This is a genomic window from Streptomyces sp. NPDC040405, from assembly GCF_055595765.1.
The window spans coordinates 80,926-94,802 of sequence record NZ_JBVIVI010000019.1 but is presented as its reverse complement, the minus strand read 5'-3'; the positions used below and the strand labels follow the sequence as shown (position 1 = coordinate 94,802).

Sequence of the window (13,877 nt, the reverse complement as noted above, 5' to 3'; positions counted from 1 at the left end):
ACGTCCCCCCCCCCCCCCCCCCCCCCCCCCACCCCCCCCCCCCCCCCCCCCCCCCCCCCTCCCCCCCCCCCCCCCCCCCCCCCTCCCCCCCCCCCCCCCCCCTCCCCCCCCCCCACCCCCCCCCCCCCCCCCGGCCCCGCTGGGGCGGCGGATGGCACCGCCGCCCCAGCCCGCTCGAAACCCGACCAACACCAGTAAGAGACCCCACTGTGCACACCAGCACACCACCCACCGGCAAGCACGAGACCGGCACCGTCCGATGTCCCTGCTGCGGACTCCAGCAGCCCACCGAATCCGGCGTCGTCATCGACCACAAGCCCACCCGCACCACGATGGACGACTGCCCCGGCAGCGGCCTCCGCCCCCGGACAGCCCCTCACGCACTCCCCATCGGCCCCGCCCCCGCGGCGTACGACAACCAGCTGTCGCTGTTCGACCGCACCGCCGCCATCCGGCCCGAGGACCGGCCCACGCCGCGAGCCCGGCGCCGCCGACGCACACCGGCCGAGGTCCTCGGCACCACAGCACGGTGGGCGGTCATTCACGCCCAACCCAGCCACTTCGGGGTGATCGATCACCTGTTACCCCGATCCAGCAAGGAGGAACTCGCCGCCGCCGAAGACGAAGGCGCCATCCACTTCGACCTCACCCGGCCCCGGCCGGGCAGCGAAGACAGCCCAGCACCCCCGCCCGCCGTGGGCCGCCCCATCGTGGTGATCCCTTGCAGCGCCACCAAGGCCCCCGTCCCCGAGGGCAAGAAGATCCCGGCCGCCGAGCTCTACCAAGGCCCGTACTTCACCAAGTGCCTGACCGCCGCCCGCGCCATCCCTGGCGGAAGGGTGATCATCCTCAGCGGCCTGATGGGGCTGATCACCCCGGACACCCCGATCGCCAGTTACGAGAAGCGGCTGAACCCGCGCGACGTCGACCACGCCGAACTTCGCGCTCAGGTCGGCGCCATCGGCCGGACGTGGCTCTACGCGCCCGAGGTGATCGCACTCGCGGGAAAGGACTACGCCGACGCGGTAGCCGCCGCGGTCTGGCCCCACCTGGTACGGCCCCTCGCGGGCGCCGGTATCGGTACCCAGCTCCAGCGGCTGACGCGCATCGCCGAGTCCGACGACCCCCGGGCCACCGCCCTGGCCTTCGCCGCCGCGGCGGCAGCCGACCACCAACGCGGCGCGGTCCGCGCCGACCGGCAGTGGCCCAAACCCTGACCGCGAACGCAGCATCACCCCCGCCGCCGGGCGACGACCGCCCCGTCGCGGTACCGCCCGGCGCGCACCAAACCCCCGCCCCCGCGGCCCCGGCCGCCCACCGAAAGGAGTCTCCCCCCTGCCCACCCCCGTGTTCCTTCCGCTCACCGAAGTCGCCAAGCCGCAGCCGTTCGGCGGCCGTGCCCTCGATGAGGCCCTCCAGGAGCTGCTGGCCGAGATCCGCGAGCTCTACCTGGCCGACGGCGTTCCCTGGGTCGTTGGCTATTCCGGAGGGAAGGATTCCACCCTCACGCTCCAGCTGGTGTGGATGGCCTTGACTGGCCTGCCCGTCGAACAGCGCACCAAGCCGGTACACGTCATCTCCACCGACACCCTGGTGGAGAACCCGGTGGTGGCCGCCTGGGCGAAACGGTCCCTGGAGGCCATGCGTACCGCAGCCGCCGAACAGCAGCTGCCCATCGAGCCCCACCGGCTCACCCCAGCCCTCGAAGACACCTTCTGGGTGAACCTCATCGGCCGCGGCTACGCCGCCCCGAGGCCAAAGTTCCGGTGGTGCACAGATCGCCTGAAGGTGAAGCCCTCGAACAAGTTCATCCTGGACGTGGCCAACCGGTACGGACAGGTGATCCTCGTGCTCGGCATCCGCAAGGCCGAGAGCACCACCCGGGCCCGCACGATGGAGCGGCACGAGAAGGGCCGCGTCCGCGACCGGCTCAGCCCGCACGGCAGCCTGCCCGGATCGCTGGTCTACTCGCCCATCGAGGCGTGGACCACCGACGAGGTGTGGATTGCATTGATGCAGTACCAGAACCCTTGGAATTTCTCCAACAAGGACCTTCTGGCGATGTATCGCGGCGCGTCCGAGGACAGCGAGTGTCCCCTGGTGGTGGACAACTCCACCCCCAGCTGCGGCGACAGCCGGATGGGCTGCTGGACGTGCACGATGGTCGAGTCGGACAAAAGCCTGCGCGCGATGGTTACCAACGACGAGGAACTGGAGTGGATGCGGCCCCTGCTGGCCCTGCGGGACGCGCTCGACGTCGAGGACGACCGGCACCTACGCGACTTCCGCCGCATGAACGGCCGGGTCCAGCTCCACCGCGACCGGCTGGTCCACGGCCCCTACACCCAGGCCGCACGCGAGGACTGGCTGCGACGTCTCCTGGCGGCGCAGACCAGGATTCGGGCCCGCGGACCTGAGTACGTCCGGGACCTCACCCTCATCACGCTCGACGAGCTGCACCTGATCCGCCGCATCTGGGTGTTCCACAAGCACGAGGTCGAGGACACCCTTCCCGGGATCTACCAGGAGACCACCGGGGAGCCGTTCCCGGGCCGCCCCCTGGACGAGACGATCCAGTTCAACGCCTCCCAGGCGATGATCGACGTCCTGCGTGACGTGTGCGGTGACGACGAAGAGGAGTTCCTGCGCGTGCGGGCCCTGCTCGAAGTCGAGCGACGTCACAACGCCATGACCCGCCGCGCCGGACTGTTCGACGCCTTGGAGAAGGTCCTCACCAAGCACTCGTTCCAGGATGAGGAGGACGCGCTGGCCTTCGCTCATTTCCGCCGAGCAGAGAACCCGGCCCGGGGCCAGGACGCCCTGTTCTGACCCAGCCGCGGGGTGCCGCCGATTCCTCGGCGGCACCCCGCGTCGGCGCCGACTTCGGAACCCCGCTTCCCAGGGCCACATCAGGTGCTGTATTTTTTTAGACGTTGGCTAGGGTGGCACCTGGCCGGCTCATCACTCGAAGCCCTGACCAATGGAGTACCACTGATGATCCCCTACGGAGTCACCCCCGCCGACGACCAGATCGCGGCCGACATTTTCGGTCTCGTTCGCAGCTACTGGCTGGCCGCCAAGCGCTGGGAGAAGATCCCCGGCCTGGTCATCCTGCGCCCCGCCGGCCACAAGCGGGGACGCATCTTCTCCAAGGAGCAGCTGCTGGCCGCACGCGCGGAGGAGGAGCGCGCCAAGGACCTGAACGTGCAGCCGGACTATGACCTCCCGCCGGTGCCGACCGCAGAGCACCCCCACGACCTCCTCGACCTGGAGGAGTCCCTGTACGCCCTTCCCGAGGACCGGCGGGTGTCCATGAGCGCTTGGAAGGGCTACAGGTACGGCGGCAAGACCCGACTGCCCGACCCGGACTTCACCCTCACCAGCAAAGAGAAGAAGAGCGAGGACTTCTGGTTCCGGCAGACCATCTTGGACTGGGACGCCACCCGTCCCGGCCGCGGCGGCGGTGCCGGCGGCCGAAAGCTCGGCAGCAAGGACACGCGGCCCCGCGCGGTGGCACCACGGGTGCAGGAACGGCGGGATCGCACCCGGCTGCTGCTCGACGCGAATCCCGACATCACCGCCGCGGAGCTCGCCGAGGACCTCGGAGTCCACACCGTGACCGCGGAGCGTCTGCTGAAGGCCGCAGGCCAGGAGAAGAAGAGCCTGCCTCCCGTGAGGGAGCAGGCCAAGGCGCGGCGCGAGCAGACCCGACAGCTGCTTGACGACAACCCCTCCGGGCTCACCGCGAAGAAGCTCGCCCAGGAGCTGGGCGTACACAAGAACCGCGCGGAGAGCTTGCTGAGCGACGCTCGCAAGGACAAGCTCCTCAAGCTGTTGACGAAGAAGCCGAATACGACCGTCGAGGAGGTCCAGAGCATGTTCGGACTGACCGTCACTGCCCACGCGCGCAAGCTGCTCGACGCCGCCCGCGAGACAGCCGCCCAGCAATGAGCCCCGCCCGCTGACCCCTGGCAAGATGACGAAGGCTGGGCAGCATACGAGCGGGGGAGCGCGACCGTGGGCAGGGGCGTCGAGCGAGCACTGGCGTACGTCGCCGAACGCAGCATCCTGGTGCCGCACGGGTGCAGATTCTGGACCCGGAGTCTCACCACGGACGGCTACGCCAAGGCGGTGGTAACCGAAGCCGGACGCGAACGCACCGTGCGGGTGCACCGATGGCTCATGGAGCAAATGCACGGCCCGCTCCCACCGGAGACCATCACGGCACACAGCTGCAACGAATCCCTGTGCCTGCACCTCGATCACCTGTCGAACGCGACACAGCGCACGAACATGATGCAGATGTCGAACCAGGGCCGGGCGGCAGGCCGCGCACACCTCGGCCACGCCGACACCCGCGGTTCCCTGGGGCGCGCTAAGGCCATCCAGGCCGCACTCCGCGAAGGGCTCGACCTGGATGCCCTGGCGGCCGCTATGCGGGAAGGCGAGGCGCGGCCTCTCGTACGCGCGGCCCTGGCCGCCGGATACGACGCCGATGCGTACCTGGCCGCCGTCCGAGCATCCGATCCGAGCTCCGTCCTCGTGCCGCTCTTTCCCGCCGAGGCCGCAGAGGAGCAGAACGAGGACGGGCAGATGTCGCTGTTCTGATCCGCGGTCTCACGCAGCACGTCGAAGGCCCCGGCGGTGGATGGTCACCCATCCACCGCCGGGGCCTTCGACGTGAACAGCGGCACTCAGCTCGCTGACCCTGGCGGAAGGGTGCCACCCGCCGTCTGTTCCGGCGAACCCTCCTGAGGCGGCACGGACGGCGCCGAGCCCCCGGGGGCAGGGAAGGAGTAAGCCGCCGACGTCTCATCAGCCGCCGCCGGGGGATTCTCTTCGCCGGAGGTCTCCGGCTCAGTTTCAGAGGCCGCCGGAGGTTCCGCAGCCGCCGATGCGGTGGCGTCGTCCGAGCCCTGCTCGGCGAGCGCAGCCACCGCCTGATCGAAATTGCGCTTCGCCGCGCGAACCTGCCCGACCGTCAAGCCCAGGCGCTCCGCAGCCTGCTGCGCGGGAATCTCAGTGTCCAACATGTCGACCACGAGAGACTCCAACTTCTGCCGCTTGTCCAGCAGCCGATTGCCACGCTCCTCCCGGAGCTTGGCAACAAGCCACTCGGTCTCCGCGTCGTAGTCGGCTATCTGCTCCTGGAGCAGGATCACCGCCTCCGCGATGCGGAGCCGCTCGTCTTCCCGCTCGCGGAATCGGGCGGCCCGCTCGCGCGCCGCCTGCCGGGCCTCCACTGCCTTGGAGCTACGCCGCTTCTGGGACGACATGTTCTGCTGCACCTCCGTGTCTCTGCCTCTCGGGCACACATTGTGCCCGCCCCGGTTTCGGCATGATCGCACCGGTGCCGGGGACAGCGTCCGTGGAAGGCCCCGCGCGACCGTCCTGGCGGTTGGGTGCACCGGGCACCGCCGGTGCACAGCAGCAGTTCGGTGCACGAAGGTACGCCGCCCACAGCAGCAGCTCACCGCTCGTGCTGTCTTCCGGGGCCCGTGCGAGGGCTGCACGGCCCGACCGTTGTGTAAACGGAGAGTTCTGCACCGGCCCGCGGTTGGCTTCGCGCACCGTGACCGGTGCGCGAAGACGTCAGGCTGCCGTGCGCATGGCCGCGTTCTCCCCCGCATCGGCCCCACGCGGTTTCACCGCGTGGGGCCGATGCGGGAGAGCGGTACGCGGTGGTGCGGCGGCAGGTGCACGGCCACCGCGCGTGCCGCGCGCGGTGGCCGTGCACGGCGCCGTCTGCACCAGCAGCAGGGGGCGCTGCACGTTCAACGCCGCACGCTGCGGGGCGAGGCCGGAGAAGCGCTGCGGGCCGCGACGCCACGTCGTCGCGGCTCACCATGTGACGCGTCCACAGGTGGCGCCGCAGGTACGCCTTTCCACAGCCATGTCCGGAGGACATGGCTGTGGAAAGCCGCCAGACCGAAGTCTGTGACAAGTTTGATCTTGAAGCACGCCGCCGTTCGTACGAACCGTGATCGTCGCAAGCTCCTCCACGCTTCGTACGAACGCGCATCGCGCTTCAAGATCAAACTTGTCACACCTTATGCATTATGAATTGTCCCAGGTAGGATGCCCTCGTGACCGCGACCATCCACAAGCTCAGCGCTGGGGATGGTTATGCCTACTACATCCGTGAGACTGCCAGCGCTGATAGCCAGCGCGAGCGTGGTCAGGAGCTGGGCGACTACTACACGGCCAGCGGCAACCCGCCCGGTGTGTGGATGGGATCGGGAATCGCGCTGCTGGGTGTCTCAGGCACCGTCACCGAAGCCCAGATGAAGGCGTTGTACGGCGAGGGTCTTCACCCGGATGCCGAGCGCATCATCGCCGAGCGCATCGACGCCGGAGACACCGCGAAGCAAGCCATGCGGGCCGCCAAGCTGGGCCGCCGCTACATGCAGTTCACGCAGAAGGACACCCCGTTCGGGCGGGCGCTGGACGAGGAGATGCAGCGCTTCGAGCGGCAGAACCTGCGCGAGCCGAACGTGAACGAACGCGCGGAGATCCGAGGGCGCGTCGGAGCGGTGCAGTTCCGTACGGAGCACGGACGCAGCCCTGCATCACGCGAAGAACTCGGCAGGTTCATCAAGGCGCAGGAGGGCGGCAAGCAGCGCAATGCAGTAGCCGCCTTCGACCTCACATGCAGCACACCGCCCTCCCTCAGTGCGGTGCTCGCACTTGGGGACGAGCGGGTCAAGCAGATCGTCCTTGAGGCGCACGAGCAGGCCATCGAAGAGACCCTTAGCTGGATCGAGCAGAACGCCACGATGACCCGCACGGGGGTCAACGGCATCGCTCAAGAGGAGGTCGCCGGAGGGCTGATCGCCGCGCGATTCAGGCACTACGAGAGCCGCCTCGGCGACCCTCTGCTGCACGATCACGTCGTCATTTCCACGAAGGTCCAGGGCCAGGACGGCAAGTGGCGCACCTTGGACGGGAAGCTGCTGTACGCGATGAACGTGCCAGCTTCCGAGCTCTACAACCGACGCAGCGTAGAGATCGTCTGTGAGCGCCTGGGGCTGCGCGCCGAGGCGCGGGAAGTGACGCCAGGTAAGCGGCCGGTCATGGAGATCGCGGGCATCGGCAAGGACATCATCGAGTTTCAGTCCGGCCGTTCTCAGGACATCAAGGGACGCACCGCCGAGCTGGTCGAGCAGTACCGTGAGCGACACGGCTACGACCCCAGCTCCAAGACGTTGCTGGCCCTTGCTCAGCAGGCCACGCTCGACACCCGCCCCGACAAGAAGGCTGCCCGTTCGCTGCCTGAATTGCGTGAGGAGTGGCGCCGGGCCGCTGTTGCAGAGTTCGGCGCCAAGCGGGTGGACAACCTTCTTAAGGACGCCCGGGCGGCTGCCCAGAAGGTTCGCCCAGGGCCGGAAGCGGTCGCGCATCTGGACGTCGACCGGGCTGCGCGGGAAGTGCTGGCGACCGTCTCCGACCACAACAGTGTGTGGGGCCGACGACAGGTCCTGGCCGAGGCACAGCGGTGGGTTCTCCAAGCGACCAAGGCCGCCGCTCCGGGGGGCGATCTCGCCGACCGGATCACCGCCCGAGCCCTGGAATCCGAGTGCATCAACATCACTCCGCCGGACCTGAACCCGACGTTCGCGCCTCTTACGCGCGATGACGGCAGCAGCATCTACCGGCGTCGTGAGACGGAGCTCTACACAAGCACGGCGGTCCTCGCCGCCGAGGACCGGATCGTCGCCGCGGCCCGGACTCGTGTGATCCCCGCCGTGTCCAGCGAGACGTACGCGCGCGTCGAGGCGGCCTATCAGGAAGCCAACCCGAACCGGCGCCTGGACGCCGGACAGCGTGCGCTCGCACGAACCTTCGCAACGTCCGAGCAACTCGTTGCAGCAGGTATCGGGCCCGCCGGTGCAGGCAAGACCACGGCGATGAAGGTGGCCGCCGACGCCGTCCGCGCCAGCGGCGGCCGCGTCATCGGACTGGGCCCCTCCGCCCGCGCCGCCGCAGAGCTTTCCAACGGCCTGGAAGCCCCCGCCTTCGTGCTGCACAACTGGCTCGGTGCACGCGAACGCGCCCAGGAGGGCAAGCGCATCGGACCCGAGTACGCCCTTGGACCCGGGGACGTCATCATCATCGACGAGGCCGGTATGGCGGGCAGCAAGCGCCTGGCCGCAGTCGTCGCCGAAGCCGAGCGCGCGGGCGCCGTCGTACGCCTGATCGGTGACCCCTTCCAGCTCTCCGCCGTCGAGAGCGGCGGTGCCCTGCGCCTCCTGGCGAACACCACGGACGTCGTGGAACTGGAGAGCATCCACCGCTTCCGCGCCCCGGGCGAAGCCGCCGCCTCCCTGTCCCTGCGTAACGGCGAACCGGACACCGCTTGGACCTGGTACCTGGACAATCAGCGCGTCGTGGCGGGCACCCGCGAGCAGATGGTCCACCAGATTTTCGCGGACTGGCAGAACGACATCACCGCTGGACGTACGGCGCTGATGATGGCCGACGACAACGCCAGCGTCGCCGAGCTCAACCAGCTCGCCCAGGCGTACCGCATGGGTACCGGGCGACTCGACACGAGCCGTACCGTTGCGCTCCGCGAAGGCGTCGAAGCTCACCGCGGCGACCTGATCGTCACCCGGGAGAACGCCCGTACCAACCTGGTCCGGGGTGGGAAGGACTTCGTCAAGAACGGCGATCAATGGCAGATCACCAACATCAAGCGCAACGGTGACATCGAGGTACGACACACCGACCACGGCGGGCGTACCGTCCTGCCTGCCGACTACGTCGCCAAGTCCACCGAGCTGGGTTACGCGAGCACCGGCCACCGCGGCCAGGGCGCCACCGTCGACACCGGCAGCGGCCTGCTCACGCGCCGCACCGCCCATGAATCGGCCTACGTGCAGCTCACCCGAGGCCGTCAGGAGAACCGGCTCTACGTCGTGCTCGAAGAGGGCATGACCATGCACGATGTGCTCGACACGATCGCCCACAACAGCCAAGCGTCCCTGTCTGCCACCGAGTCGATCCGGGCCGAGCAGGAGCGTGCTTGGGGGATCGGCCAGCTGGCCGCCGAGTACAACGACGTGCATACCCGAGCCATGTCGCTGCGTTACAAAAGCATGGCCCGCAACGTCCTGGGCCTCAGCGCCGAGTCGCTCATTGCCGCAGACGCCTGGCCCGGAGTTGAACGCGCACTCCGGGATGCCGAGCACACCGGCTTCGCCCCCGAGCGCATCCTGGCGGCCGCTTACGGCGAGCGGGACTTCACCGGCGCCGAGGACAACGCGGCCGTCCTGAGCTGGCGTATCGACAACCATGTGGCCGAGGCCCGGGACACCCTTCGCCGTCTGGAGGAGCAGGGCGTCACCCGTCCGCTGAAGGAGCTCACCGAGGGGCAGCTGAACCGCCTCGCCGAGCGGGCCGGTGAGCGCCGTGCCCAGGCTCTTGAGAACCTGCGCCGTGCGGACGCCCGCGTGGCCAGCCAGCCCCGGCCGGTCGTGGTGGACGGGCTGCCGGTCCCGGCCTGGCCCGCGCGCGAGCATGGAGACCTCACCCGCACCCAGCTTTCCCAGGCCATCGCCCAGGCTCGCCGAGACGGCCGAACTGCCAACCGCGAGGGTGACCGGACCGAGGCCCGCGCGGCCGCGCTGCGACTCGGAGCCCTGAAGAACGAGCAGCGCGTACGCGCCGCGATGACCTGGCGTGACCGCGCCCGGGAGGAATGGCAGCGCGAGCCCGGCGTTGGCAACGCGCACACCGCGGGCATGGACGGCGAAGCCGTCGCCGTTGAGATGCGGGCCAACCTCTACACCCAGGACGAAGCCCGGCAGAAGCTCGACCGCGCCGACGTCATCGCCCAGCGGGTCCGGGCCGAGCAGCGCCTGCGCCGACTGCTGCCCGATGGACCCGAGCTGACTTCGGACCACACCGGTCTCCTGCCGGAATGGCTCACTCCCCGAGACGCCGAGCGCGGCCAGTACACGCCCATGACATGGCTGGAGCATCTGGAGACCCGGCGCCAGGTCATCGAGGCCCGCTTGGAGCAGACCGGCCAGGCGCTGGCCGCCGAACCGCCCGCCTGGGCCAAGGCCCTGGGGCCGGTCCCGCCGACCGGCACTGAGCTGCGCGACCTGTGGGAACGCACCGCCGCACTGGCGGACGCATGGCGGACCCGGCACCAGCTCCGCGACTCCGAGAACGGGATCGGCGGCCAGCCGGTCGGCGCTGGAGACGCGGCCGCCTGGCAGATCCTCAACGACCAGGTCGCCGAGGTCGGCCGCCGGTCCCGAGCCACTGATGCCGCCGCCCGACGGGGCAAGGACCTCGCCGATACCCGGAGCACACCGGACAACTCGACCGACCGGCGGGACTTGGCGCCCGCTCCCGCACCTGCCCCGGTTGCCATTGCCGAGGAGAACGCCGAGCAGATGGCCGTGGCGGATGAGGCTGAGGAGGAACTGACCCTCGCACCCGAGTCCGAAGAAGCAGTTCAGCCGCCTACCCCGGACCCGGAGCCCGAACGCGTCGACTACGAGGAGCAGCAGCCCGAGACCGCCGCCGAGCCGGAGCAGGAGACTGTCGAAGAAGCGCGGCACGAGCAGGCTGCGGACACCCAGTCTCCTGCCGTCGGTCAGCAGACCGCGGAGCCCGAGCCCGCGCCCGTGGCCGAGCCGCCCGTGCCGGAGCTGGCCGAGCCCGAGGACCGCCGTACGGACGAGGGCCGCGCGAGCGCTGAAGACACCGCACGGGCTGCTACAGACGAACAGGAGGAGACCGAGCGGGTCGTCGCGTGGGAGACCCGGCCCTACGGCGCCCTCTCCGACGCCGCGCTCTCGGACGCTCTGGCCCAGGCGGTCGAGGCGGCGGAGGCCGCTCAGGAGCAGGCCGTCTCCCAGGAGGCGCGTGCGGCCGAACTCCTGGCTGCCATCGAGCCCGGCGGATCGGTGGAGCGGAGCGTCAACGAGCGTGCCGAACGCGTCCAGGCCATCCAGGAGCTGCGGGAGGCCCCCGCACATCTGGAGGAACTTGGCCGCCGAGCGGAACAACAGCAGGACCAGATCCGGGCCATGGAGACCCGCTTGGAGGAGAAGACCAGGCTGGGCAGGCCCACGGTGCGTGGCGACGAGCGCCAGCAGATGGAGACGAACCTCGCCCGCCTCCGTGCTGGCGCGCAGGAGACGAACGCGGCGATCGAGAGCACCCGCCGTCGGCAGGAGGAGAACCAGCGGAGAGCGGGCTACACAGCCGAGCACGATCGGGCCCTGGCCGACTGGCAGAAGGCGGGAGGCTCCCGCGAGGCGGTACTGGAGCGGACCGCTGCCGCGCGGCAGCGTCGCGCCGAGAACGCGCTCACCGAGGCAGGCTCGGCACGGAACCGGGTCGGCCAGCTCGACGGCGCCGCCGCGCAGATCCGGCAGGAGATGACCGCACGCGACGCCCAGCCGTACGCACAACGCGTCGCTGAGGAAGCCCAGCGCATCCAGGCGGCTCAGCAGCAAGCTCTGGCCGAGCAGCAGCGCCAGCAGCAACAGCAGCAGGGCCCACACACACCGGGACCCGAGCAGGGGCCGAACCGCAGTGGCCCGAAGGCGTAGAGCATGCAACGGCGGTGCCCCACCGAACTTCGGTGGGGCACCGCCGTTATGCGGGGAGCGCTGGTCAGCCCTTCTGTGGCTTCGCTGCTTCCGCGGCGTGCGCGGCAGCCATCCGGGAAAGCTCGGCTTGCGCCGGATGCCGTGGCGGGGCGGTGAGGAACTCGGGGTCGGTGTCCATCCACTCCTCCAGGGTTTCGCCGTCGGGTGCGGGCCGCGGCGGCGGCGCCTGGTGGACCTTGCTGGCCTCACAGCTGGGGCTGCCCAGGTGCGGGGTGAGCGCGTGCAGGGAGGTAATCCACTCGATCTCGGCCCGGAGCGAGAGCTTGGCCGGGTCGCCCGCGTACGTACGGACCCACCCCAGAAACAGGGCGGTGAGGTGCTCGATGATGTCCTCGTGCTCGTGCCAGCAGCGCGGGACCTTCGCGTGCACCTTGGGGTGGGCTTTGAACAGCCACTCGTCGACCCAGCCGGTGAGTTCCATCAGCCGCGTCTCGCGCTCGTTCAGACCCATGGCCCGCCACACCCAGCGGGTGACCGGCTCGGGCTTGTGCTCGTGGCCGTCGGGGGCCGCCGGGGCTTCCGCCACGTCGGTCGGGTCAGACATCGGCAGCCTCCAGCGCTTCCGGAGCGGACTTCGCCAACGACGGCCCGGGGGCGGGGCGTGCCAGCCAGTTGATCAGGTCCTCGTCGCGCCAAGTCAGGCGCATGTTCACCTTCACCGGGGGCAGGTTGCTGTACTGCGCGATGGCCGTGAACTTCTCCAGCTGCATCAGTTCGTGCACCGGGGCCAGGTCTGCCTCGACCGGTGTGGTCGATGAGGAGTTCTGCCCGCGGCCGGTCGAGGTGGTGGTCCGCTCCACGTAGGTCCGGCCGTAGATCCCGGAAAAGTGCCGCAGGGTCTCGGGGTCGCCGCAGCCCGGGAGCAGCATGCGCAGTCCTGATGCGGAGAGCACCGTGTTGGCGGCGTCGTGTCCGAAGCGGCTCCGCAGCTGAGACAGGTCGTGCCACACGGTCAGCACGGTGATGCCCATGCCGCGGCCCGTAGTCAGGACGCCGGGCAGTTGCGGATAGCGCAGCATGTTGCCGGCCTCATCGACCTTGACGCCCAGGCCGGGGTCGAGCGGCTTGCCGGTCTGGTTGTAGCGCATCTCCGCACCGTGAATGATCGACGCGATGATGGCGGTCAGCAGCGGCGCGAACCGATCGGCGTCCGACGGCGCGGCGACCAGGCAGACGGTGGCGTTGGTGTCGAGCAGCTTCTCCACCGTGAAGTCGGTGCCGGAGGCGGTCGCCCGGACCTCCTCGTCCCGGTAGACACTCGCGATCACATTCAGGGTGAACTGGATCGAGCCGATGCCGTCCTCGTGCAGGGTGACCCAGGGCCGGGCGTAGTCCAGCGCGACCTCGGGGTACGTCGGCTCAAGGATCGCCTTGACGTGCTCGACGGCGTCCTTGCCCAAGGCGAGCCACTCGCGGAAGGCGTTGATGCCGCCGCCGGTCATGTGAGCGGCGAGCAGCAGGCCCTTCAGGATGCCGCGGGCCTGGTCGATCCACGGAGCGGCCCGCTTGTCGTAGCCGGAGGTGGACGCGTTGGCCAGCCACTCCGCCATCCGGTCCGCCGACTTCGGGTCCTTGGCGTAGTCGATGGGGGACCAGCGGGCCGTCTTGCGGCCCGGGAGACCTGCGGGCGCGACGACGTACACCGGTCCGAGGTGGCGACGGCTTTCGTAGATGGCATCGAGGTCTGCGGCTTTCACCGTGGTCACCACCAGCGGGCCCTGCCATTCGGCGGCGTTGCCCAGGACGAGGCCGGTGGTCTTCGTCGAGCCCGGGGTACCGAAGACAGTGGCGGAGATGTTGGGCTCGGCGGCGAGGATCTTGCCCGTGAGCTGTCCACGGCCCGCGGTGATCTGGTTCGGCCGCTTCTCCGGGGCAGGGTCGACGGCAAGTTCCTTCTCCGTCCTCACCCCGCCCCACTGGGCACCGCCCAGGTTCTTCGTGCCCTTGAAGGTCCGCAGCAGCAGGACCGCCACGGTGATCAACACTCCGAGCAGGACGGCGACCACGAGCCAGAACAGCCACGTCGGCGGAGCGGGGTGATACACCGCTGCTGGGCCCCGGACTGCTGAGACGAGAACGGTCTCCGGCAGGCTCCTGGGCGAGGACAGCCAGCCGTGGCCGGACAGGAGTCCGGCCACGGGGCCCGCGAGGAGCAGCACGCCGCTGAGGCAGAGGGCGAAGGCGAACGCGACCGCCGCCAGCAGGGTCTGGTCATCCACCCTGTTCTCAGTGGGCTGGGACATG

At 69.7% G+C, this 13,877-nt stretch carries 8 protein-coding genes; 5 read left to right on the top strand and 3 right to left on the bottom strand.

Annotated elements, in window-relative coordinates:
* Positions 1-209: 209 nt before the first annotated feature.
* The 4 genes from ACZ59A_RS41755 to ACZ59A_RS41740 all read left to right on the top strand — a co-directional run bounded on the left by ACZ59A_RS41755 (position 210) and on the right by ACZ59A_RS41740 (position 4,608).
* The gene (locus tag ACZ59A_RS41755) at positions 210-1,217 is read left to right on the top strand and encodes a DUF6884 domain-containing protein (RefSeq protein ID WP_470970284.1); all 1,008 of its coding nucleotides are present in this window, start codon (positions 210-212) and stop codon (positions 1,215-1,217) included.
* Between the two features lie 130 nt (positions 1,218-1,347).
* The gene (gene dndC / locus ACZ59A_RS41750; RefSeq protein ID WP_470970282.1) at positions 1,348-2,829 is read left to right on the top strand and encodes a DNA phosphorothioation system sulfurtransferase DndC; all 1,482 of its coding nucleotides are present in this window, start codon (positions 1,348-1,350) and stop codon (positions 2,827-2,829) included.
* 165 nt (positions 2,830-2,994) lie between these two features.
* Positions 2,995-3,951: a hypothetical protein gene (locus tag ACZ59A_RS41745; protein WP_470970280.1), complete on the top strand. Its 957-nt coding sequence runs from the start codon at positions 2,995-2,997 to the stop codon at positions 3,949-3,951.
* A 66-nt stretch (positions 3,952-4,017) separates the two neighbouring features.
* On the top strand, positions 4,018-4,608 hold the full coding sequence (locus tag ACZ59A_RS41740; RefSeq protein WP_470970277.1) for an HNH endonuclease: 591 nt from the start codon (positions 4,018-4,020) through the stop codon (positions 4,606-4,608).
* 86 nt (positions 4,609-4,694) lie between these two features.
* Here the strand turns inward: ACZ59A_RS41740 and ACZ59A_RS41735 are convergent, their stop codons facing one another.
* Positions 4,695-5,276, bottom strand: coding sequence for a hypothetical protein (locus tag ACZ59A_RS41735; protein WP_470970275.1), 582 nt, complete (start codon positions 5,274-5,276; stop codon positions 4,695-4,697).
* An 810-nt stretch (positions 5,277-6,086) separates the two neighbouring features.
* Between ACZ59A_RS41735 and mobF the strand changes: the two genes are divergently transcribed.
* On the top strand, positions 6,087-11,573 hold the full coding sequence (mobF, locus tag ACZ59A_RS41730; protein ID WP_470970272.1) for a MobF family relaxase: 5,487 nt from the start codon (positions 6,087-6,089) through the stop codon (positions 11,571-11,573).
* Between the two features lie 64 nt (positions 11,574-11,637).
* Here the strand turns inward: mobF and ACZ59A_RS41725 are convergent, their stop codons facing one another.
* Together ACZ59A_RS41725 and ACZ59A_RS41720 are read right to left on the bottom strand one after the other, a co-directional pair.
* On the bottom strand, positions 11,638-12,177 hold the full coding sequence (locus ACZ59A_RS41725) for a hypothetical protein (protein ID WP_470970269.1): 540 nt from the start codon (positions 12,175-12,177) through the stop codon (positions 11,638-11,640).
* On the bottom strand, positions 12,170-13,876 hold the full coding sequence (locus tag ACZ59A_RS41720; protein WP_470970267.1) for a type IV secretory system conjugative DNA transfer family protein: 1,707 nt from the start codon (positions 13,874-13,876) through the stop codon (positions 12,170-12,172). Before ACZ59A_RS41720 ends, ACZ59A_RS41725 begins: the two co-directional genes overlap by 8 nt.
* Position 13,877: the final 1 nt, after the last annotated feature.